The sequence below is a fragment of the Bilifractor sp. LCP19S3_H10 genome, assembly GCF_052119185.1.
GTDB lineage: Bacteria > Bacillota > Clostridia > Lachnospirales > Lachnospiraceae > Bilifractor.
This window is the reverse complement of record NZ_JBQKFT010000006.1, coordinates 92328-114799: the sequence shown is the minus strand read 5'-3', so window position 1 is coordinate 114799 and position 22472 is coordinate 92328. Positions and strand designations below refer to the sequence as shown.

The window sequence follows — 22472 nt, the reverse complement described above, 5'->3', positions numbered from 1 at the left end:
AGCCGTTAAGAGGCATACCGGCTCTGATCTTTTGCCGCTGACAGTCAGTTAACCGGGCCTGATGTCCTGCCCGTTGTGCTGTCGGATGCATGAATGGTCTTTGGTTTTGCTTCAGTCTCTCCGGCAAGTTCAAAGCCCTTTTTTGCGGCGATTACCGCGATGATCTCATTGATCACGGCCGCGGCCGCGATGGTCCCTTTTACCAGGGATGAGAGCTCGGGCCGGGAAGCCGCGAGAACACTGCATACAATTCCGGTAAACACCAGAGATACACCGGAATGCGGGAGAAGCGTGAGCCCAAGATATTTCTGAACCGTGACCGGCATATGCGTTGCCCTGGCACCTGCTCTTGCACCGAAATATTTTCCAAAGGCACGAGAAGCAATGTAGACAAAGGTATAGAGCCCCGCTCCCAGAATCAGGTGATAGTCAAGCGGAGCACCAAGGTCGGTGATAGCGGCCAGCAGGCTGACGCCGAGGATGGGATGAAACCATGTCGTTGTCTGCTCCAGCTGTCTCTGCGGGATCCGGTTGGAGAATACAGCGGAGAAGGATACTCCCATCAGCATGTAATTCAGTGTGATATTTGTAAAAACCACCCGGTTGAAAAACAGACCAATTGCTGCTGTAAGCGTAATCCCGGCCAGGAGAATCAGAAGTGTTCCGGACTTTCCCGGTTTTTTCTTCAACAGCATTCCTGCCGGAACACCGGTAAAAATGCCGATCGCGATTGGCAGAAAAATCATGACAGGAATCATATACAGGGGCACTGCTCCGCCGGAAACTCTGCTGGCAATAAAGGAATTTACGGTAAAAAAGACGGCAATTCCGACAATATCATCCAATACCGCCATGGGAAGCAGCGTGTCTGTAACCGGCCCCTTCGTATGAAATTCCTGGACAATGGATAAGGCAGGCGCAGGAGCTGTGGCAAGAGCGATGCCTCCAAATGCTGGCGCAAGCCAGACGGGCTGACGCGCCAGATAAAGTACCACAGCGAAGGTCACAGAGACTATGGCAAAGGTTCCGAGGGACTGCGTCAATGTCGTAATGATTAACGCCCGCCCATAAGATGCTATTTTCGTCCAGATAAGTTCCGTCCCCAGCATCAGTCCAAACGCGCACTGCATCCAGATGATAATCATTTTATACCATCCGGTCTCCAGAATTGACGGTGAAAGCAGGCCTGCTCCGCAGGGACCGAGCAGCATGCCGGCAATCAGCCATCCCAGAATCGCCGGCATTTTTATTTTTGTGATCAGTTTTCCGCAAAGCCAGGCAAGAACCAGGGTCCCTGCCCAGCGAAGAATCATAACCAGAGTTTCCATGTCATTATTCCTCTCTTTTCAGAATTCCGTACAAGAAGATATTCACGAGAGTTCTGCAATCCTTTTCGTGTCTCGCCAGATCCAGACCGTCCTCTGACGGATGATGGTAACTGGCATTCAGTGAATCCTGCATCATGCGAAAAGCTCTTATGATTTCTTCTTCCGTGAGATCACTGCGCAGCTTCCGGTTTCTGAGAATCCTGCGCAAGTAATTATCATTCACCTCGTCAAAATCCCGCCGGATATCTGCGATTTTGCTCTGCAGACAGGCCGGTGGAAAAATAACGGCACCGCAGAAAATGCGGGCGTAGTCCTCGTGTGCCTGAAAAAAATCCAGGCGGGTGCTGAAATAGGCGGTAAGAAGATCCTCCGGTTCTGCTTCCCCTGTAAGATGTTCCTTCAGGTATTCCGTTAGAGAGTGAAAACATTGCTCAAGACAGGCCAGATAAAGTACGTCCTTGGATTCGAAATAATGATAGATGATCCCCTTGGAAATGCCGCCGGAAAGGCAGACGGTATTCAATGATGCAGCCTCATATCCATGCGCCGCAAACTCAGCGGTTGCGCCTGCCAGAATTTTTGCCCGGGTCTGACGGTTCTTCTCTTCTCTGTTCATACATATAATCCTTTCGTTTGCTGCAGTCGGAAACCCACTGCCTTGCCGATGCTGGAGCTGACAGATCAGGTGTCTCTAAAATAAATGACCATGTGGTCGATATATGAAATATACCACTTATCGACTACATGGTCAATATATTACTGTATAAGCTCTTCGAAAACGCAGACAGCTCGCCTGCCGCGAAGCGCGCGTAAGAGACTGTATGCGATATTGAGCTTTCATGAAACGAAGAAGAGAAAAACCCGCAAATCCTGAAAAACAGGATCTGCGGGTTTTGCGTACTCATCTGTGCTTTATAAAACTCTGATATATAAGATATATAAGAGAAATCCGGGGATTCTCCGGCGGATTACTGTTCGTCAGAAGCCTCATCCTGAGAATCGTTCTGAAGAGCCTTGATGCTGAGGGAGATCTTGCGATCCTCTGCATTGAAATCAACGATCTTCGCAGTGATGATATCGCCGACATTCAGCACATCAGACGGCTTGTCGACATGATCTCTGGAAATCTGAGATACATGAAGAAGAGCGTCAATGCCGGGCTCAAGCTCAACGAAAGCGCCGAAGTCAGTCATGCGGGCTACTCTGCCCTCTACAACGGTTCCAACCGCGTACTTCTCATCGGCGGTAAGCCACGGATTCTGATCGTCAAACTTCAGGCTCAGCGCAATGCGATCGCCTTTGATATCCTTGATCAGGCAGGTAACCTTCTGTCCTACCGAAAGGATAGAACGCGGATTGTCAACGCGGCCCCAGCTCATCTCGGAGATATGAAGCAGACCGTCCGCTCCGCCGAGATCAATGAATGCACCGAAATCAGTGATATTCTTAACAGTTCCCTCGACAACATCGCCCACGTGAATTCTGGAGAAGAGCTCCTCCTGGGCTTTCTTCTTCTCGGCTACAACAAGCTGCTTGCGGTCGCCGATGATTCTTCTTCTTCTCGGATTGAACTCGATGATCACGAATTCAATCTCCTGATCCATGTATTTGTTGAGATCCTTCTCAAAGGTGTCAGATACGAGGCTGGCCGGGATGAATACACGCGCGCCGTCTACGTTGACACTCAGTCCGCCGTTCAGAACGCGGACAACCTTTGCCTTCAGAACCTCATGGTTCTCAAATGCCTCTTCGAGTTTCTTATTGCCTCTCTCGGCAACCAGCTTCTTGTAGGTGAGAAGTACCTGACCCTCGCCATCGTTGACCTTCATGACCTTGACTTCCATCTTGTCACCGACTTTAACGACGGTTGTCAGATCCAGAGAGTTATCATTAGAATACTCGTTTCTGGTCAGAATGCCATCAGCCTTAACCCCGATGTTCAGGATGATTTGCTCCGGTTTGACGTCGATGACCGTTCCCTCGACTACCTCTCCGTTATGTACGGTCTTGAAAGACTCGTTCAGCATTTCTTCAAAGCTTAATTCTGACATGTTCTGTAACCTCCTCAATTATACTATTTGGAGTAGATGCTCCAGCTGTGATACCTACACGAGAATAAGATTGAAAAGGTTTCAAATCCAAATCAACAAGTGTCTCAATGAAGTAAGTATTCGCACATTTCTCACTGCAAATATGATACAGCTTTTGTGTGTTAGAACTATGCCTGCCTCCGATGACAACCATAGCATCTACTTTCTGCGCAATCTCCCGCGCTTCTGTCTGCCGCTCGTCAGTTGCATTGCACACAGTATTTACAACATAACTACTATAACGCGTTCTGGCAAAAATTTCAACAATATCTTCAAATTTTACTTTATCAAAAGTGGTCTGGGCGACCAGAACCGCCTTCCGGCCCTCCGGGATCTTCAGATTCTGCAATTCTTCGGGGGATTCGACGGCATAGACCTCTCCTTTGGTCCATCCCATGATGCCCTGTACTTCAGGGTGATTCGGGTTTCCGGCGATGATGAGGATGTCACCGTTTTCGCCTGCCTTCCGGGCAATCTCATGGATTTTTTTGACAAAGGGACAGGTGGCGTCCACAAGGTCCACTCCCAGTGATTCCATTTTTTTCTGTATCCGCTCGGGAACGCCGTGAGAGCGGATGATGATGGTACCCTCATGGATCTGATCGAGCTCTTCCTCTGAGCGGATGACCCGGACTCCCTGGGCCGCGAGCTTATTTACCACCTGTTCGTTGTGAATGATCGGTCCATAAGTATAGACGGGCTTCCGGCCATCGCGAATCTGTTTCTGAACCTCGTCAACTGCTCTTTTTACGCCGAAACAGAATCCTGCGCTCTTTGCTTTGATAATCTCCATCCGTCCTCTCCTCTCAGCAGCTGCCCTTTTCTGCAATTCTGGCACGGGCAAGATCTGTGATGGTATCTGCAACCTCCTCGATCGTCATGTCAGAGCTGTCTACGAGGACGGCGTCTTCTGCCTTTCGAAGCGGGGAATTCTTCCGGTGCATGTCCTGGTCATCCCTTGCGGCAATGTCCTTTTCGATCTCCTCAAGAACGGGGGTCTGACCCTTCTGAAGCAGTTCCCGGTATCTGCGGAGAGCGCGGACCTGAACACTTGCGGTCAGGTAGATCTTCAGCGTTGCGTCAGGCAGGACGACGGTTCCGATATCTCTTCCGTCCATCACAACGTTCTGCGAGCGGGCGATCTCCTGCTGCATGGCTACCATTCTCTCACGGTTCGCGGCGTACCGGCTTGTCCTGGAGGCCATCATTCCCGCCTCCTCGGAACGGATCCGTCCGGTAACGTCTCTTCCGTTTAAAAATACATGCTGGCCGCCCTCGATGATCTGTAGACTCAGCCTGGCGCCGGGAAGTGACGCGTTGACGGCGTTTTCATCCTCCGTGTCGATTCCCAGGTCCAGAAAATAAAGGCCCATGGCGCGGTACATGGCTCCGGTATCAACGTAAATAAAGCCAAGTGCTTCGGAAACTCGCCTGGCTATAGTGCTTTTCCCCGCTCCGGCGGGGCCGTCAATTGCAATCTGAAAACTCATTTCTGACCTCGTGCCTGCCGGACGCCGGAGAAGCATATAATTTACGCGAACAGTGAGCCGCAGCCGAATGCGAAGTATTCGTGTGCGGCGAGCGTCGCGATAGCGAGATAAAACTCGCGCAGCGTGTTTTATCTCGTTGGGCAATCCGCAGGCTGAATAAATGTTGTGTCCCGCCCTCGCGGGCGGCTGTTTACCTGGTTACATTGCCGGCACATGATAAACCGTCCGGCAGAAATAATGTGGCGCTCCGCGGTGGCGGAGCGGCTGTTTGTATAGATACACTGCAGGAAATTATAAACGATCCGGCAGAAATTGTGAAGACCGTCATCCGCTTCCCTGTCCACGAGTGACTCGACTTAGTCCGTATCTTCTGTCCGGAGCTGCCGCGGCCGGCCCATCTGAGCTGGTTATGAAGACCGGTTATTGTCTGAAAGCGCGTCGGCGCATACCTTTGCCGTAGACCACGCTATCTGCAGATTGAAGCCTCCGGTGACGGCGTCAAGGTCAAGGATCTCTCCGATCGCATACATGCCGCGAACCAGACGGGATTCCATGGTGGACGGATTGATTTCCTTCACAGAGATCCCGCCCTGGGTGATGATGGCCTCGTTGTAACTGCGAAGACCGGTTATGGTGAAAGGAAAGGCTTTTACCAGTCGGCGGAAGCCGGCTCTTTCCTCTCTGGTGATTTCATTGACCGGTTTGTCTTCGGGAATTGCGCTCAGCTTCATCATGACCGGGCGAAGTTTCGCCGGGAAAAGGGAGGCGGTGGCGTTCTTCAGCTCTTTATTCCGTGCGTTTTCGAATTCTCTGAGGAGCCTTGCGTCAAGCTGTTCGTCGGTGAGAGCGGGCTTCAGGTCAATGTATGCCGCAAGAGGTCCGTCTTCCAGGTACTTTCCAATATACGAGCTCGCGGTCAGAGCAAGAGGACCGCTGACTCCGAAGTGGGTAAAGAGCATTTCGCCGAATTCGCGGAACTGTTTTTTCTTTCCGTAGGGGATGGTCAGTGTGACATTCCTCAGGGACAGTCCCTGCAGTTCGGGTATATAGGGCTCGGCGGTCTCGAGAGGAACCAGCGCGGGGCGCTGCTTCTGGAGGGTATGGCCGAGACTTTCCGCGATGATAAGGCCGTCTCCGGTGGAGCCGGTGGAAGGGTAGGAAAGCCCTCCGGTCGCAAGGATCACATCGTCGCAGGGGATTACGGATCCGTTTTCCAGAAGGATGCCGCTGACTCTCCGGTTTTGCTTCTTTATGGTTTCCTCCGGGGAGAGATTCTCCGTCAGAACTTTCATGACCCTGGTCTTCAGATGAATCTTCACATCCAGCAGCCGGAGACGGCTTTCCAGCGCGCGGATGATGTCAGAGGAGTGATCAGACGATGGGAATGCCCGGTTGCCGCGTTCCACCTTTGTATGCACGCCAAGGCTCTCAAAGAGACGGATGGTATCCTGACTGCTGAAGCTGTTGAAGGCGCTGTACAAAAAGCGCGGATTGGTCACGACGTGGGGGAAAAGCTCGTCTTTCTCACACGCATTTGTAAAGTTGCAGCGGCCTTTGCCGGTAATAAAGAGCTTTTTGCCCAGTTTTTCGTTTCGCTCAAAAAGGTGAACTTTGAAGCCGCGTTCCGCCGCGAACATGGCACAAGCCATGCCTGCCGCTCCGCCTCCGATCACGCAGATTTTAGACATAGATATTCCCCCGGTCTTTTGAAAAATTCAGTCATCAATTGTATTCCGGTCAGGATCCTTCAGGTTTATCCCGCGGTGATCATCAAGAGGATTGATCTCGTCGCGCGAGTATACCTGGTATTCATTCCAGATCCGCTCCAGTGTGGTCATGGTGTTCACAACCTCATTCTGCCGCCGCATGGAAAGCGCCACAATCAGCGCGTTGATCACGGAGAGGGGCGCAGCCAGCGAGTCTACGATGGAAGCCATATCGCTTCTGGCAATCAGATTGCAGGAGGAATACAGGTTCATCGGGGAGTGAATGCTGTCGGTCAGCGTGATGACTTTTGCGTTGCGGTTGTTGGCAAATTCCATCGCCTTAAGCGTGCGCATCGAGTATCTGGGAAAGCTGATCCCGATGATGACATCCTTCTCTCCGATTCGGATCAGCTGCTCAAATACCTCACTTGAGCCGGTGGAATTCACTAGGCGGACATTGTCAAAAATTTCATTCAGATAGAAGGCGAGAAAAGCGGCAAGCGGCGCGCAGCTCCGGAGCCCCATGACATAGATGGTTTTCGCGGAGAGAATGGTCTCGATGGCCAGATGGAAGGCTTTTCGGTCCATGTGCTCCTGTGTCAGCTTGATTTTCTCGATGTCGCTTGTCAGAACGGTGTCCAGAATTTTGTCCTGAGGAATCCGTTCGTAGGTGACCTCCATACGCTGGATAGAATTCAGACGGTTGCGAACGAGCTCCTCCAGTGTCTGGTGAAATTCGGGAAATCCGCGGTATCCCAGAAGGGTTGCGAAGCGCACCGTAGTGGATTCGCTGACGCGGGCCTGCTTGCCGAGCTCTGCAGCGGTCATAAAGGCGGCTTTCTCGTAGTGCTCGGTGACATAGTCGGCGAGCCGTTTCTGCCCCTTGCTCATGTTTGGGTAGAGCCGGCTGATTCTGGAGGAGAGACTGTCCTCCTGTGCTTTCCGGTGATCTGCGGAGGGACTGCTGATGGAGAATTCCTGAATGTGTTTTTTTTCGCCGGGATCCGGGGATTCGTCGGGTTCCGGACAAAAGCTGCCTTCACAGATGCTATCATCTGACCTGCCGGACCGGGGCGCCGCGCTGAAAGAAAAGCTTTCGTCTTCCTTACGCATGATCTGCCTCCCATGCACTGAAGGCGTTGAGACAGACGCCGCCGGCCTCTGCGAGGTCGTAGGTCGCGAATGCCTTTTTGAAGTTATCGGAAAAAAGAATCTGAGAGGATGCCGGGAATTCGTCGTCGCCTTCCCACAGGATAAAGCGGATGTACAGCTCCGGGAGAAGCTCGATGTCATAGCAGGCGTCGGCATAGTCTACCTTTGTGGCTCCCATACCCTCAAGGACTTTTTGAAAGACGCTTTTCCGGCTGCCGTATTTGTGATTGAAGCGGAAGATGCATCTGCCCTGGAAGGGACCGAAATACAGATCGCCGGAAGGCATGTCGCGGAACGAGATGAAGTGATTGCTGAATGCTTCATATTCCGCAAAAAGCAGATAGCGGAGAATCAGTACTCTTCCGCTGTTGTCTGCGATTTGCGGTGTGATCTCAAAGCCGGGCCAGGAAATGCTGTAATCCCTGCCCAGAAAACGCAGGGTGAAGCGCTGCTTCTCTTCGTTGTAATCTGTGTGAGTCCTGGCCGCAATCTCTGCAGGATCGGCTTCACGAAACTTCTGCGTATAGAATTCGATGGGCTGCTCCTGCAGGCTGTGTCTGTTGTAGTCCGGCTTCCTGTTTTGTGCTGCTGTTTCTGTTTTTTCTTCCATTGATATACCCCCGGTATTATTATGACGGATATTTATTCATATCGGCCCCGATTTTTGATCCGGCAGTAAAAAAACAGGTACTGCCGACAGATTTTCCGGGGATTCTGCAAGATTACACGTCATGCTTTTTATGCCGATGGTATCACACTTCCGGTTCGGGCGCAACTCACAGGGACAATATTTACCAATGCCTCTGCCGGTCTTTAACGAACAGGAAGAATTGTGAAAGCACTTGCCGTCAGCCGGGTTGTTTCTTATCTATTCTATTGGATTTATTTTGATCCATGCCCCAGTTCTTCATCGGTTCAATCTTCTGAACGCGGGTTCGCTTCAGGAGGAAAGCGGCGGCGAGCATGGCGACTGCCTCCGCGATCGGGAAGGCAAACCAGATCAGAAATTCCGCAGTCTTCATAATGGAGAAGAGATAAGCAAGGGGCAGAACAACAATAACCAGCCGCAGCAGAGAGACATACAGAGAGTATGTGCCCTTTTCAAGCGCCTGAAAGATTCCCTGCGAGGAAATGTTGATTCCGGCGAAGATGAATCCGGGAGCGATAATGCGCATCGCCCGCGCGCAGAGAATTTCCGTGTGCTCGGACAGGCCGAAAATCTGTGCGAGCGGATGCGCGAACATCTCCATGGCGATGATTCCGATGATCATAATAAGACTTGTGTCAAGGATTCCGTACCGGACTCCTTCTTTGACCCGTTTATAGCTTCCCATGCCGTAATTGTATGCGACCAGTGGCGTGATGGCATCACGGAGGCCGAAGCCGGCGAAGAAAATGAACTGCTGGATCTTGTAGAAAATGCCATAGGCGGTGACGGCTGCTGTCGAAACTCCTGCAAAGATGATGTTTACGCCATAGGTCATGACGGACATGAGGGCCTGCATGATAATGGCGGGAATACCGATCTGGTAAATTTCCTTCACCGTCTGCGCGTCGAGCTTCAGATAGCGGATACCTGCCGGAACCTCCTTGTTCATCTTGTAGTGGAAGAACATATCGAGGGCGAGAGATACGAACTGACCGAGGACTGTCGCGTAGGCGGCGCCGGCAACTCCCATGGCGGGACAGCCAACTAGTCCGTAGATCATGATCGGATCAAATATGATATTGGTGAGAGCACCGGCAATCTGAGCAATGGTGGAAAGCAGGGTTTTTCCGGTGGACTGCAGCAGCTTCTCATAGATTCCGTACATAATGTTTCCGAAGCTGAGGTAGGTGCAGATCGCCAGATAGGTTGTACCCATGGAAAGGATGACGGGATCGCTGGTCTGGGTTTTCAGATATCCGCGAATACCGAAGACTGCAAAGACAAGAAAACACAGGTAGATGATGATTCCAAGCATTATTCCGTTTCCCGCTGCCTTCGCGGCTTTCGTTCGGTTTCCCTGCCCGAGGGTTCTTGACATCAGTGCATTCACGCCGACGCCTGTACCGATGCCAAAGGCGACGATCAGCATCTGGATGGGAAACGCCAGAGTCAGCGCGTTCATGGCGTACTCTCCTGTGTTAGCCAGTCCGTTCATATCCGGCATCCGGCTTACAAACATGCTGTCCACAATGTTGTAGCACGCCTGCAGGATCATCGAAACAATGATCGGAATTCCCATCGTCCACAGAACACGGACCATCGGCTGCGTCCCCATTTTGTTTTCTGTGTGCACGGTATCTGCTGTTTCGTTCATGATATGAATATCCTCCTGTTCTATAGATCAGCCGATCTGCACAGGGGCCGGCTGCGGCACAAACGAGATAAAACTCGCGCAGCGTGTTTTATCTCGTTTGATTACCGGTTAGAAACCAGAAGCTTTTCCAGGGGAATACCGACCGACAGAAGCTTCTGGTAACACCGGGTGCATTTTCTGTACCGGTCGAAGGAATTTCTAGCCTCATCCTCGTTTGCGTAAACCTTCCAGGTCCCGACAAATTTGAAGTTTTTCGCATGGTTCTGTATGAACCCTTCGACATCTTCCGGCGGATATCCGAGAAAGACGCCGACTTCGTGGGGAAAATCCCGGTTCTGCCGCATGCGGCAGATGAGTTCACAGACGCACTCCGAGGCATGTGTCCCTGTGTAGCCCGCTGACGCGAGGATTCGCCGGCTCTTCTCCTGCCCGAGATCCCTGTCCAGATCTTTTCCGCGGTACAGATACAGCAGAGCGCGGCCGTCTCTGTAGCGGACCGGAAGAAGCCGGAGCCCGGCCGTCTGCATGCGTCTGTTGTAACGTCGAATATCTTCTCTCATGGATTGTTCGTCCGGGTAATGAACAGGAAAAAGGGCCCCTGTCTTCAGTCCGGCGAGTGTAGGTGAGGCGTGATCGACAAGTGTCTGGTCTGACATGATTCCTCCGATATCCGGTCTTCATCTATAATGAATGACCTGAATCATACCGTGTCTGCGGTTTAAATAACGCGGCTTCTCCGACATCTGTGTGCAGAAGTACAAGAATGTTTACAAATATTAGATATATCTAACACAGATTCAATATATCATACGAATGCGTCGCTGTCAACGGGAAGTGTGTGCAGAATCGGATAAGAATCGGATAAGGATCGGATAAGAATCAAAGAAGAATTCAAGAAGAGCTGAATCCGTATCGCGCCGATGGATCCCCCCGGTTCTTTAAAAAGAAGGTACATCGGCGCGATGCTGCTGTTGTCAGTATGGATTCTTTTTGTTCTTCATGGACATTACAAGGTCGTAGATAAAAGAACCGGTATGTCCGACGGAAGGATATTCGTCATCACCGATCTCCAGCTCGTATTTCTGGTAGGCGTTGATCAGACGGGCTCCACTCGGGTGGAGAATTTCACGTTCAAAGTGGCAGTTGTTGTAGGATTTGTGAACGTGGCCGTAGAACATGTATTTCGGGTGCCATTTGTTCATCAGCTCATTGAAGCATTCAAATCCCCTGTGCGGGAGATCCTCGAGATCTCCGTAGCCCTTTGCGGGAGCATGGGTGACAAGGACGTCGAAGCCGTTGCGAAGACGGATTTCGCGCGTGATTCTGCGAATACGGTCTTCCATCTCCTTTTCGTTGTACATGTTGTCGGCGTCCGGACGGTAGCGCATGGATCCGCCCAGTCCGAGAAGCCGCAGACCATGGTAGTCATAGACGGTGTCTTCAATGCAGATGCATCCTTCCGGCGGCTGTTCCATGTAAGTTTTGTCGTGGTTGCCCCGGACGTAGAGGATCGGGCAGCTCGCCATTGTGACAAGAAATTCCAGGTATTTTCTGTTGAGATCTCCACAGGATACGATCAGATTGTAATCCCTGAGCATGCCGGGTCTGTAGAAATCCCAGAGCTGTTTGACTTCCTCGTCGGCCAGTAGCAGTAATTTCATTTTTATCTCTCCGTTCTGTTCCTTATTTCTGCTCTTCAGCAGTGGGGATTCCCTGAACCCCGCTCCGCTCCATCGTGGAATGAATCGTATCTGTGAGCTGCGAGGGATCCGGGAGTGATCCGATGATGTTGTCGTTGAGCCAGTTCATATGAATGATCTGGTCATTGGTCAGCTGTGATCCTCCGCCTGCATCCTGGATGAGTCCGGTCTGGCTGCGGAGTTCGCCACAGAATGGATTGATGGTTCCGTTCTCGATTCCCTGCTGGAACAGAAATGCCATCTTGCGGGAATAATACGAAATATTCTGGGAGAGAATCACATTGATGGCGCCGCTGGAAAAGCCGAACCAGTAGTTGATTGCCTGCTCCTTGCTGATGTTCTCGCGGTTGTTCCAGGAGCCGTCGAGGATGGTGTCTACAATCTGAATATAAAACTGTCCCCAGTTCCACAGGGGCGCGGCGATATTGTGTATGGTTCCGTCCGCCAGACGTTTGTACACACCGTATTTTCGGGATGCTTCATCCGGCCGGATAAGATCCGGACCGGAAATGACACCGATCGCCTGCTCATTGAACTCCTCCTCCCATCGGCTGTTCTTTATGCCGCTCCATTTCAGGATGATCCTGACTTCCGGATCAATCATGGCGGCTCCGATCGCGAAAGCGTTGATGTTCGCGATGTTTCCGTTCAGCGGATAGTCTGCCACGTAGCCGATGCGGTGGTCGTCTGAGTAGGATGCGGCCAGTGCGCCCATGATGAGCTTTGCCTCGTACATCTTCGGATAATAGGTGCGGACCGCGCTGCTCATAAGGTCGATGGAGCAGTTAAGGATCTTCATGTTCGGATATCTTATAGCTGCGCGTTTGGAAGCGTCCATCATGTCCGGTGAGGTGGTGAAGACCACTTCATCGAGATCCGCTGCAGCGGCATCAAAGGCGGCGTCGAGCTTTTCCTCTGTATTGCAGTCATCGAAACAGATGGCATCCACGACGCCCTCGTAGGTCTGATTCAGCTCATTTCTGCCGAGCTCATGGCCATAAAGCCAGCGCGAGGTCTTCGGCGGACGGGAGTAGAGGAAGGCGACGCGGAGAGGCTGCTCTCTTGTGTATACAGGGGTAAACAGATTGGTGAGGATGTTCCCCTTTCGTGAGGTGTCCGGAGTATCGAGCAGGGCCGCATTTCCCTCGTTCTCTGCGCTCAGAAGCTCGTTCCAGATCAAGCCGATTTTCTTCTCGATGGAGGAACGGGTGTCCTCCTGAAGACTCTGGCGGTGGTAGAAACCCAGGTAAATCAGGAAGGCGTCACCTGCGGAAATCCGAAGATTTTCCCCGCCTTTTGCGTCGTATGCGTCGGAGAAACGGTTGAAATCCGAGCGCAGGTCCTCGACCGTCTCGATGGGCCAGGGTTCGGTCAGGTCTCTTCCGTACAATGTGGCCAGTCTTGCATAGCAGCCGGGTTTGGAAAAAACAATGCCGTAGAGCTGAGTGACTTTGTAGTAATCCAGGAATTCATAATAGACGCGGATATCAATATCATCGGACTTTGTCGGAAGAATGCGCGTGATGTCTGCGGCAATCGATCTGGCTCCGCAGTAGCTGAGCACGGATACCCGTTTATTGCCCTCAAGGACATAGAAACGGTTGAGATATTCAAAACACTTGATCGGGTCGTGGATTCCCTCGGCCTGCTGGGCGTCGTAGAGGGTGGACCACTTCTGACCGAATTCGGTGTAGTATCTCAGAGTCGGCAGAAAGTTCCAGGTAAAAGCATTCTGCCGGCTTTCTGTTACGGTGCCGGCAATCATGCGGATGGGGATGTCCTTGACTCCTACGGGTACCTTCGCCAGTGTCATGTAATTGGGAAGGAAACTGTCCAGAGAGGTCAGATACGGATATCTTCCCTCGCTGGCTGCTTTCCGGAGCGCCTTGTCAGCCTGCTTTTTTGCCTTTACATAATCCTCTCTCATCTTCTCTTCCTCCTTCCGGACGGTTTTTTGTGAGAATGAACGTTTCTTCCGGTGCTGTGTGCGGAATGCTCTGCCATTTTTCTCGGCGGGATCAGACATCGGGGACCGAATCCGATCAGATCCTCTCTCCCCTCTTTCTGGAGGGCCTCTTTTACCAGATCATAATTTTCCGGCCTGCGGTACTGGATCAGGGCCCGCTGCATCGCCTTTTCATGCGGATTTCTTGCGACATACACCGGCTGCATGGACAGAGGGTCCAGACCGGTATAATACATGGTGGTGGAAACCGTGCCGGGTGTCGGATAGAAATCCTGAACCTGTTCCGGCATGTATCCCATGTCGCGTATATATTCGGCGAGGGTAATTGCGTCTGAAAGACGGCTGCCGGGGTGGGAAGACATCAGATACGGAACGATGTACTGTTTCATCCCGAGTTCACGGTTCACCTTTTCGAACTCATGTACGAAGGCATTATATACCTTCACCGGCGGTTTTCCCATCTCCCGCAGAACGTTGTCGGAGATGTGCTCGGGGGCGACCCGGAGCTGTCCGCTCACATGATAGCGGCAAAGCTCCCGGAGAAAATTCCTGTCCCGGTCCGCCATGAGATAATCGAAGCGGAAGCCGGACCGGACGAATACCTTTTTCACACCGTCGAGACTTCTCAGCTCTTTCAGAAGCTTCAGGTAGTCGGAGTGGTCAACGCGCAGATTGCTGCAGGGGCGGGGATAGAGACATCGCTTGTGCACGCAGGCACCGTACTTCAGCTGCTTGTCACAGGCGGGAGCGCGAAACTCCGCCGTGGGACCTCCGACATCGTGGATATAGCCTTTGAAGTCCTTTTCCCGTATCATCTGCTGCGCTTCCCGGAGAATGGATTCATGGCTTCTGGCCTGGACGATTCTGCCTTCGTGCATGGTGAGCGCGCAGAAGTTGCATTCGCCGAAACAGCCCCGGTTGCTGGTCAGACTGAAACGGATCTCGGCGAGGGCGGGGATTCCACCCTGCCTGTCGTACATCGGATGCCAGCGGCGCATATAGGGAAGCGCGTAGATGTCGTCCATCTCCATCTGCGTCAGCGGCTTTGCGGGCGGGTTCTGGACGACATAGGTCATCCCGGATCCGTGATCGGAGCCGTCGCTGCCGCGGACACCGTTCCCATAGCCCTCATAGATCCGTTTTGCCTGAAAGGGATCTGTATTGGCGTATTGCACCGCATAGCTTTCGGCGTATTTTCTGCGGCCCCTTTCACTGTCCTCACTGATCTCGCTGAAATCGGGAAGGCGGACGGCATCGTAGATGCTCTCTTCATCCCTGGTCTTGTAAACGGTTCCGTCGATGTAGGTAATATCCCTTGCGGGGATGCCGGAGGCGAGAGCGTCAGCGATCGCAACAATACTGCGCTCTCCCATCCCGTAGGACAGGAGGTCCGCGCCGGACTCCAGAAGAATGGACCGGCGTACCCTATCGGACCAGTAGTCATAGTGACCGAGTCTTCGAAGACTTGCCTCAATTCCTCCGATGATGACCGGGGGGTGCCTGAAGGTTCGCCGGATCAGGTTGCAGTAGACGATTACAGCCCGGTCGGGGCGGCAGTCGCCCTTCCCGCCTGGACTGTACAGATCCTCGTGCCGGCGCTTTTTCGCGACAGTATAGTGGAGAACCATGGAATCCATATTCCCCGCGGATACCAGGAAACCGAGCCTCGGCTCACCAAGAACGGCGATGCTTGCCGGATCTCTCCAGTCGGGCTGGCAGATCATACCGACGCTGTAGCCGCGGGAAACAAGGACTCTTCCGATGATCGCGGAACCGAAGCTGGGGTGGTCCACATAGGCGTCGCCGCAGACATAGACAAAATCAAGCTGTGTGATGTTCTGCTTTTTCATGTCTTCTCTGGAAACGGGCAAAAAACTCATGAAACAGTGCCTCCGTTAAGAAAAACCCCGGAACATCCGGTTCGGATGTTTCCGGGGCGTGGAAACTGGTGTATACAGCCCGGGCAGTGTCAGATCAGAAACGTCCGGCTTTTGCTGCTTCCTCAACCGCAACTGCAACCGCAACGGTCATGCCGACCATGGGGTTGTTGCCTGCACCGATCAGACCCATCATTTCTACATGAGCCGGAACGGAGGAGGATCCTGCGAACTGAGCGTCGCTGTGCATACGTCCCATGGTATCTGTCATACCGTAGGATGCAGGACCTGCAGCCATATTGTCCGGATGAAGGGTACGGCCTGTGCCGCCGCCGGAAGCAACGGAGAAGTACTTCTTGCCTGCCTCCAGGCGCTCCTTCTTGTAGGTGCCTGCAACCGGATGCTGGAAGCGGGTCGGGTTGGTGGAGTTTCCGGTGATGGAAACATCAACGTTCTCATGCCACATGATGGCAACGCCTTCCTGTACATCGTTGGCACCGTAGCAGTTAACCTTTGCGCGCGCGCCGTTCGGATCCTTGGAATAGCAGGTGCGGCTTAATTCCTTGAGCTCGCCTGTCTTGTAATCATAGGAGGTCTCCACAAAGGTGAAGCCGTTTACACGGGAGATGATCTGAGCCGCATCCTTTCCGAGACCGTTCAGGATGACACGCAGCGGTTTTTTACGTACCTTGTTTGCCTTCTCGGCGATACCGATCGCGCCCTCTGCTGCTGCGAAGGACTCGTGGCCGGCGAGGAATGCGAAGCACTCGGTGTCCTCTTCCAGGAGCATCTTGCCCAGGTTTCCATGTCCGAGACCAACCTTGCGGCGGTCAGCTACGGATCCCGGGATACAGAAGGACTGAAGTCCCTCACCGATTGCGGCAGCAGCCTCAGCGGCTGTGCGGCAGTTCTTCTTGATCGCGATTGCTGCGCCTACGGTGTAAGCCCATTTTGCGTTCTCAAAGCAGATCGGCTGGATGCTCTCAACCTGATGGTATACATCAAGACCTGCGGCCTTTGTTACCTCTGCAGCTTCTTCAATAGAGTTGATCCCGTACTCAGCAAGCTTTGCGAGAATCTGTTTTTCTCTTCTTTCATATGATTCAAATAAAGCCATCTTTGTCGTCCTCCTCTATCAATCTTTTCTCGGGTCAATGAACTTCACGGCGTCAGCTACGCGGCCGTACTGACCGGAAGCCTTCTCAAATGCGGTATTCGCATCGTCGCCGGCCTTGATGAAGTCCATCATCTTTCCGAAGTTTACGAATTTATATCCAATGATCTCATCATTCTCGTCAAGAGCAAGTTCCTTTACGTAGCCGTCTGTCATCTCAAGATAACGCGGTCCCTTCGCAAGAGTGCTGTACATGGTTCCGACCTGAGAACGATGACCCTTTCCAAGATCTTCAAGACCAGCGCCGATCTGAAGACCATCCTCGGAGAACGCACTCTGGGAACGGCCGTAAGCGATCTGAAGGAAGAGCTCACGCATAGCAGTATTGATAGCGTCGCAGACAAGGTCTGTGTTCAGAGCCTCCAGAACGGTAAGTCCCGGAAGAACCTCTGCTGCCATTGCAGCGGAATGGGTCATACCGGAGCAGCCGATCGTCTCGATCAGAGCTTCCTGGATGATTCCTTCCTTGACGTTCAAAGACAGCTTGCAGGCACCCTGCTGCGGTGCGCACCAGCCTACACCATGTGTAAACCCGGAAATATCTTTAACCTCCTTCGCCTGAACCCATTTAGCTTCTTCAGGAATAGGAGCAGCGCCATGATGTACGCCCTGATGTACAACGCACATATCTTCTACTTCTTGTGAATAAATCATTGTAAAACTCCTTTCAAAAAAGTTTTTCACATAGCCGTTTATATTCTCGCATAAATCCGCCTTTTCGTAAAGGGGATTTCGTCAGAAAAAGAACGATTCCACACGGGGATCACGGGCGTCTTTATGATTTTTTGCGCCGGCCTTTCTTGTAGAACTGGGAGATGTAATTGTATCGCTTCTGAAGGATTGCCCGGTTGTTCGTCTGCTTGACCGCGTTTGTGCGGTTTGCCACGAAGGTCTCGAGTTTGTTCAGATATTCAGAGGGCTCTATGGTTCCTTCCGCGACATAGGTGAGTCCTTTCTCCCAGGATGCGGTGAGCTCCGGATTCAAAAGAGATCGAATCGAGCAGTATACCACATCATGGATCATTTCTCCGATCTGTGTCGGGGTGATGACCTGGGTCTTCTTATTCAGTTCGAGGTATTTATTGTTAAAGAGCTTTTTCAGAATTTCCGCGCGTGTAGCCGAGGTGCCGATGCCGCTTCCCTTGATCTGTTCCCGAAGTTCTTCGTCCTCGATCAGCTGTCCGGCGTTTTCCATCGCGAGTATCATGGAACCGGAGGTATATCTTTTGGGTGGGGAGGTCTCCCCTTCCTTGATCTTATAGCCGCCGACCGGAAGGATACTGCCTTTATGCAGCTGCCTCAATGCTTCGAGGAAGGCCGTGTCGACCTGCTCTTCCGTATTCTCGGACGGAGAGGATTCCCCGGAGCTGTCAGTGGACGCGCCTGTTTTTTTCGCAGTGTTCCGGTACGCCAGCTTCAGGTATCCCTCTTCTGTGAGTACGCTGAAATTGGAAAAGAAATGCTCGGTCTCGATCTGTGTCTCGAGACTGACCTTCTGGTAAACTGCGGGCGGATAGAAAATGCTCAGGAATCTCCGGACAATCAGATCATAGACTTTACCGGCGAGCGGGGTCAGATTTTTCAGGTTCTGGAGGCCCTGTCCGGTCGGAATGATCGCATAGTGGTCGGTGATCTGTTTATCGTTGGTGTAGCGGGACTTTCCGATGCCCTTCCAGGTACCTTTATCCAGGATCTCAGAGGCAAAGGACGCAGCCGGGCCGTAATTCCGCAGGCCTCCGATATTCCGGTTGATTTCCTTTGCGATCGCGGTGGACAGAACGCGCGCGTCCGTTCTGGGGTAGGTTACGAGTTTTTTCTCGTAGAGCTCCTGAATGATGTTCAGCGTCTGGTCGGGGCTGATCTTAAAGAACCGGGAGCAGTCGTTCTGAATTTCCGCCAGATTGTACAGGAGGGGCGGGTTTTTCCGGGCGGTTTTCTTCTCCACGCGGACCGCCTTCATTTCCTGCGGATGGATTGCGTCAAGGTATTGAATCAGTTCTTCTGCATCTTCTTTTTTCCGGAAGCCGTTCTCTTTGTAAAGCTTCGGTGACTGAAAGCTGCGGCTGCCTTCAACGGCTTTCCATTCGCCCTCGAATGGCCTGCCCTGCCAGGACAGGTCAGCAAGAACACGGAAAAACGGGGTTTTTACAAAATCCCGGATCTCACGCTCTCTGCGAACAACCATGCCCAGTACACAGGTCATGACTCTTCCAACGGCGATGGCGTGATATTTGCCGCCGAGGTAGGAGGAGAGGTCATAGGAATAACGCAGGGAAAGTGCCCGGGAGAAATTGATGCCCATCAGATAATCTTCCTTTGCCCGCAAAAACGCAGCTTCGGACAGATTGTTGTATTCCGATATGTTTTTCGCCTCGCGGATCCCCCTGAGAATTTCTTCCTCTGTCTGCGAGTCGATCCACACTCTCCGCTGGTCCCTGGTTGGGGGAACCTTCGCCATCATGGCGACAAGGCGGTAGATATATTCTCCTTCCCGCCCCGAGTCGGTGCAGACGTAGATGGTTTCAACATCCTCGCGATTCAGAAGACCGCTGACGATTTGGAACTGCTTCCGGACGGAGCTGATGACCTCATACTTGAATTGTGCGGGAAGAAAAGGAAGCGTGTCAAAGGACCACTTCTTGTATTTTTCGTCGTATTTGTCCGGATAGGACATGGTTACGAGATGTCCTACACACCAGGTGACGACACTGTTGTCGGATTCCATATATCCGTCATGGCGGACCGGGTTTTCATGGAGCGCTCTGGCAAATTCCTGCGCGACGCTGGGCTTTTCGGCGATATAGAGTGATTTCGGCAATGAGGGGCCTCACTTTCCTTTATACAGAGATACTGCGCCTGTTGTGGATGGTGATTTCTTTATTTACGTGAACAAGGGTTCTTCTACAAGGACTCTGATTGTCATATGGAAGACGGGACAGACGAGGGCTGGCGGCATAAGGGAAGAACATAGAAAGGGGAAAGGGAAAAAAGATCCTGCCCGGCATTGCCGCGGCAGGATCCCGGTTTACTGAAAAAGAATGTCGGTCGGCTCGACGGCTTTCCGACGGCCGGATTTTATTTTGCAGTGATATATCCCTTGTCGACGAGGGTCTCTGCGCAGAGAACCGCACCGCCGGCAGCTCCGCGGAGGGTGTTGTGGGAGAGGCCGACGAACTTCCAGTCAAAGATGCTGTCCTCGCGGAGACGTCCTACACTGATGCCCATTCCATTTTCGAAGTTTACATCCAGGCGAACCTGAGGACGGTCATCCTCGGTCATGTAGCGGATGAACTGTTTCGGAGCGCTCGGAAGATTGTGCTCCTGCGGATATCCGCGGAAGCTCTCCATCGCATCGATGAGCTCTTCCTTGGAAGGATTCTTCCGGAAGTTCACAAAAGCGGCGGCGGTGTGTCCGTTCAGTACCGGAACACGAAGACACTGACTGGTGATCTTTACACCTTCCGCTTTTACGATTTCACCGTTCTCAATATGACCCCAGATGCGGAGCGGCTCCTGCTCGCTCTTCTCTTCCTCACCGCTGATGAAGGGAATGACATTTCCCTCCATTTCCGGCCAGTCCTTGAATGTTTTGCCGGCACCGGAAATTGCCTGGTAGGTCGTGACAACGGCCTCGGTCGGCTCGAACTTCATCCACGCGGTAAGAACCGGAGCATAGCTCTGAATGGAGCAGTTGGGCTTTACGGCGATGAATCCGCGGGTGGTGCCGAGCCGCTTTCTCTGATACGGGATTACATCAAAGTGGGAATCATTGATTTCCGGAACGACCATCGGTACGTCCGGTGTCCAGCGGTTTGCGCTGTTATTGGATACGACAGGAGTCTCTGCCTTTGCGTAGAGATCCTCGATTTCGCGGATCTGATCCTTCGGCATATTCAGAGCACAGAACACAAAATCAACGAGAGCGGTGACCTTTTCAACCTCTGTAATGTTCATTACCGTCATGTTCTTTACATATTCCGGCATCGGAGTTTCCATCTTCCAGCGGCCTCCGACAGCCTCCTCATAGGTCTGTCCGGCGCTTCTGGCGCTGGCTGCCACAGCTGTGACTTCAAACCAAGGATGATTTTCCATGAGTGTGACAAAACGCTGACCTACCATTCCGGTGGCACCGAGGATACCGACTCTTAATTTTCTGTCCATTGTTCAATCTCCTTACATTTGATCTTTCATTGTTTTCACGTATTCTATTCCTTTTTTTCCGGTAATGCAACCGGTATCCCGCAAAAAGTTGATTTTATCAGGCGGAGAGGTACTTCCGGTTCCGTTCGATCTCCGCGCGGATGGCTTCGGGTCCGGGGGCACCGGTGGTGTTTCTGCGCTCCACGCAGGTTTTCATGCTGATGGCTTCGTAGATGTCGCTATCGATGACCGGAGAATATCTGCGGAACTCTTCGAGTGGAAGATCATCCAGGGAGCAGCCTCTGTCCAGGCAGTCGAGGACAAGACGGCCGGTGATTCCATGTGCGTCGCGGAACGGAATTCCCTTGCGGACCAGATAATCCGCGACATCGGTGGCGTTGGTGAAGCCGTGCTTTGCGGACTGCTCCATAATGTCTTTTCGGAATTTCATGGTGTCAAGCATGCCGGTGAAGAGGACCACGCAGCCCTTTACGGTGTCGATGGCATCAAAGGTGAGCTCCTTATCCTCCTGCATGTCCTTATTGTAGGCAAGAGGCAGGCCCTTCATGCTTGTCAGCATCTGCATCAGCGCGCCGTAGACACGTCCGGTTTTACCCCTTACGAGCTCGGCGATGTCTGGGTTCTTCTTCTGAGGCATGATCGAGCTTCCGGTACTGTATGCGTCATCGATTTCCACAAAACGGTATTCGTTTGAGTTCCAGATGCAAATCTCTTCACTGAAACGGGACAGATGCATCTGAATGGTGGAAAGGGCGGAAAGAAGCTCGATGATATAGTCACGGTCCGATACGGAATCCATGCTGTTGGCGGTGGGCTCGTCAAAGTCAAGCAGCTGGGCGGTGTACGCACGGTCAAGCGGGTAGGTGGTGCCGGCGAGGGCACCTGCTCCGAGCGGGCATGTGTTCATTCTTCTGCGGATATCGGCGAGGCGGCTTCTGTCGCGGCGGAACATTTCGAAATATGCGCCGAAGTGATGTGCGAGAGTAACCGGCTGCGCTTTCTGCAGATGGGTGAAGCCGGGCATATAGGTTTCCGTGTTCTCCTCCATGATCCGCTCGATCACAAGAAGAAGCTTCTTCAGGATCGGATCAAGCTCGTCAATTTCGTCCCGCACATAAAGCTTCATATCCAGAGCAACCTGGTCGTTCCGGCTTCTTCCGGTGTGGAGCTTTTTGCCCACATCGCCGATCCGGTCGATGAGATTCGCCTCGACAAAGCTGTGGATATCTTCATACTCGTCGGTAATGCTGAGAGTGCCGTTCTCGACATCCCTCAGGATGCCGTTCAATCCGTCGATGATCTGATCCCTCTCCTGTTCAGTGAGGATTCCCTGCTTTGCGAGCATCCGCACATGTGCAAGGCTGCCGCGGATGTCCTGCCGGTAGAATTTCTGATCAAAGCTGATTGACGCGTTAAAGTTGTATACGAGTTTGTCGGTTTCTTTGGTGAACCGTCCGCCCCAGAGCTGTGCCATAGTGAATTTCCCTTTCTGATACTGAAAAGATCTGATATTGAAAAACAAGAC

The 22472-nt window shown here is 52.4% G+C and carries 18 protein-coding genes; all 18 read right to left on the bottom strand.

All coding sequences use genetic code 11. From position 1 onward, the window contains the following. Nucleotides 1–44: 44 nt before the first annotated feature. Nucleotides 45–1328, bottom strand: coding sequence for a cation:proton antiporter (locus ACTQZS_RS06630; RefSeq protein WP_441475122.1), 1284 nt, complete (start codon nucleotides 1326–1328; stop codon nucleotides 45–47). 4 nt (nucleotides 1329–1332) lie between these two features. Then, nucleotides 1333–1944, bottom strand: a complete 612-nt coding sequence (locus tag ACTQZS_RS06625) for a TetR/AcrR family transcriptional regulator (RefSeq protein WP_441475121.1) — start codon at nucleotides 1942–1944, stop codon at nucleotides 1333–1335. Between the two features lie 352 nt (nucleotides 1945–2296). Then, nucleotides 2297–3379, bottom strand: a complete 1083-nt coding sequence (gene rpsA, locus ACTQZS_RS06620) for a 30S ribosomal protein S1 (RefSeq protein WP_441475120.1) — start codon at nucleotides 3377–3379, stop codon at nucleotides 2297–2299. Beyond that, nucleotides 3360–4211 carry a 4-hydroxy-3-methylbut-2-enyl diphosphate reductase gene (gene ispH, locus ACTQZS_RS06615; RefSeq protein ID WP_441475119.1) on the bottom strand — a complete coding sequence of 284 codons (852 nt, stop codon included), beginning with the start codon at nucleotides 4209–4211 and terminating at the stop codon, nucleotides 3360–3362. The genes rpsA and ispH overlap by 20 nt, the downstream gene beginning before the upstream one ends. Nucleotides 4212–4224: 13 nt before the next feature. Next, a complete protein-coding gene (gene cmk / locus ACTQZS_RS06610) occupies nucleotides 4225–4908 on the bottom strand; it encodes a (d)CMP kinase (RefSeq protein ID WP_441475118.1) in 684 nt (227 codons plus the stop codon). Between the two features lie 407 nt (nucleotides 4909–5315). Next, on the bottom strand, nucleotides 5316–6596 hold the full coding sequence (locus tag ACTQZS_RS06605; protein WP_441475117.1) for an NAD(P)/FAD-dependent oxidoreductase: 1281 nt from the start codon (nucleotides 6594–6596) through the stop codon (nucleotides 5316–5318). A gap of 27 nt (nucleotides 6597–6623) precedes the next feature. Continuing rightward, entirely contained in the window at nucleotides 6624–7727 is a 1104-nt protein-coding gene (locus ACTQZS_RS06600; RefSeq protein ID WP_441475116.1) for a MurR/RpiR family transcriptional regulator, read from the bottom strand. Further along, nucleotides 7720–8376: a DUF3786 domain-containing protein gene (locus ACTQZS_RS06595; protein WP_441475115.1), complete on the bottom strand. Its 657-nt coding sequence runs from the start codon at nucleotides 8374–8376 to the stop codon at nucleotides 7720–7722. Before ACTQZS_RS06595 ends, ACTQZS_RS06600 begins: the two co-directional genes overlap by 8 nt. Nucleotides 8377–8614: 238 nt before the next feature. Next, nucleotides 8615–10048 (bottom strand): MATE family efflux transporter, encoded by a 1434-nt coding sequence (locus ACTQZS_RS06590; protein ID WP_441475188.1) that lies wholly within the window; start codon nucleotides 10046–10048, stop codon nucleotides 8615–8617. A 122-nt stretch (nucleotides 10049–10170) separates the two neighbouring features. Next, a complete protein-coding gene (locus tag ACTQZS_RS06585; RefSeq protein WP_441475114.1) occupies nucleotides 10171–10725 on the bottom strand; it encodes a DUF3793 family protein in 555 nt (184 codons plus the stop codon). A 318-nt stretch (nucleotides 10726–11043) separates the two neighbouring features. Further along, complete coding sequence (locus tag ACTQZS_RS06580) at nucleotides 11044–11730, bottom strand: metallophosphoesterase family protein (protein ID WP_441475113.1); 687 nt, start codon at nucleotides 11728–11730, stop codon at nucleotides 11044–11046. 22 nt (nucleotides 11731–11752) lie between these two features. Then, nucleotides 11753–13696, bottom strand: coding sequence for a BMP family ABC transporter substrate-binding protein (locus tag ACTQZS_RS06575; protein ID WP_441475112.1), 1944 nt, complete (start codon nucleotides 13694–13696; stop codon nucleotides 11753–11755). Beyond that, nucleotides 13693–15615 carry a YgiQ family radical SAM protein gene (locus ACTQZS_RS06570; RefSeq protein WP_441475111.1) on the bottom strand — a complete coding sequence of 641 codons (1923 nt, stop codon included), beginning with the start codon at nucleotides 15613–15615 and terminating at the stop codon, nucleotides 13693–13695. Before ACTQZS_RS06570 ends, ACTQZS_RS06575 begins: the two co-directional genes overlap by 4 nt. 94 nt (nucleotides 15616–15709) lie before the next feature. Continuing rightward, nucleotides 15710–16729, bottom strand: a complete 1020-nt coding sequence (locus ACTQZS_RS06565) for a GGGtGRT protein (protein WP_441100397.1) — start codon at nucleotides 16727–16729, stop codon at nucleotides 15710–15712. 18 nt (nucleotides 16730–16747) lie between these two features. Beyond that, nucleotides 16748–17440 (bottom strand): iron-sulfur cluster assembly scaffold protein, encoded by a 693-nt coding sequence (locus tag ACTQZS_RS06560; protein WP_441100399.1) that lies wholly within the window; start codon nucleotides 17438–17440, stop codon nucleotides 16748–16750. A gap of 121 nt (nucleotides 17441–17561) precedes the next feature. Continuing rightward, entirely contained in the window at nucleotides 17562–19604 is a 2043-nt protein-coding gene (locus ACTQZS_RS06555) for a DNA topoisomerase (protein ID WP_441475110.1), read from the bottom strand. 257 nt (nucleotides 19605–19861) lie between these two features. Continuing rightward, on the bottom strand, nucleotides 19862–20947 hold the full coding sequence (gene asd / locus ACTQZS_RS06550; protein ID WP_441475109.1) for an aspartate-semialdehyde dehydrogenase: 1086 nt from the start codon (nucleotides 20945–20947) through the stop codon (nucleotides 19862–19864). Nucleotides 20948–21044: 97 nt separating this feature from the next. Then, nucleotides 21045–22421: an argininosuccinate lyase gene (gene argH, locus ACTQZS_RS06545; protein ID WP_441475108.1), complete on the bottom strand. Its 1377-nt coding sequence runs from the start codon at nucleotides 22419–22421 to the stop codon at nucleotides 21045–21047. Nucleotides 22422–22472: the final 51 nt, after the last annotated feature.

Bases quoted from the DNA above. Each gene is read 5' to 3' on its own strand.
- argH (WP_441475108.1), bottom strand. From the start codon at position 22,421: ATGGCACAGCTCTGGGGCGGACGGTTCACCAAAGAAACCGACAAACTC.
- ACTQZS_RS06575 (WP_441475112.1), bottom strand. From the start codon at position 13,696: ATGAGAGAGGATTATGTAAAGGCAAAAAAGCAGGCTGACAAGGCGCTC.
- ACTQZS_RS06560 (WP_441100399.1), bottom strand. From the start codon at position 17,440: ATGATTTATTCACAAGAAGTAGAAGATATGTGCGTTGTACATCAGGGC.
- ispH (WP_441475119.1), bottom strand. From the start codon at position 4,211: ATGGAGATTATCAAAGCAAAGAGCGCAGGATTCTGTTTCGGCGTAAAA.
- ACTQZS_RS06625 (WP_441475121.1), bottom strand. From the start codon at position 1,944: ATGAACAGAGAAGAGAAGAACCGTCAGACCCGGGCAAAAATTCTGGCA.
- asd (WP_441475109.1), bottom strand. From the start codon at position 20,947: ATGGACAGAAAATTAAGAGTCGGTATCCTCGGTGCCACCGGAATGGTA.
- ACTQZS_RS06565 (WP_441100397.1), bottom strand. From the start codon at position 16,729: ATGGCTTTATTTGAATCATATGAAAGAAGAGAAAAACAGATTCTCGCA.
- ACTQZS_RS06580 (WP_441475113.1), bottom strand. From the start codon at position 11,730: ATGAAATTACTGCTACTGGCCGACGAGGAAGTCAAACAGCTCTGGGAT.
- ACTQZS_RS06585 (WP_441475114.1), bottom strand. From the start codon at position 10,725: ATGTCAGACCAGACACTTGTCGATCACGCCTCACCTACACTCGCCGGA.
- ACTQZS_RS06600 (WP_441475116.1), bottom strand. From the start codon at position 7,727: ATGCGTAAGGAAGACGAAAGCTTTTCTTTCAGCGCGGCGCCCCGGTCC.
- cmk (WP_441475118.1), bottom strand. From the start codon at position 4,908: ATGAGTTTTCAGATTGCAATTGACGGCCCCGCCGGAGCGGGGAAAAGC.
- ACTQZS_RS06570 (WP_441475111.1), bottom strand. From the start codon at position 15,615: ATGAGTTTTTTGCCCGTTTCCAGAGAAGACATGAAAAAGCAGAACATC.
- rpsA (WP_441475120.1), bottom strand. From the start codon at position 3,379: ATGTCAGAATTAAGCTTTGAAGAAATGCTGAACGAGTCTTTCAAGACC.
- ACTQZS_RS06605 (WP_441475117.1), bottom strand. From the start codon at position 6,596: ATGTCTAAAATCTGCGTGATCGGAGGCGGAGCGGCAGGCATGGCTTGT.
- ACTQZS_RS06630 (WP_441475122.1), bottom strand. From the start codon at position 1,328: ATGGAAACTCTGGTTATGATTCTTCGCTGGGCAGGGACCCTGGTTCTT.
- ACTQZS_RS06595 (WP_441475115.1), bottom strand. From the start codon at position 8,376: ATGGAAGAAAAAACAGAAACAGCAGCACAAAACAGGAAGCCGGACTAC.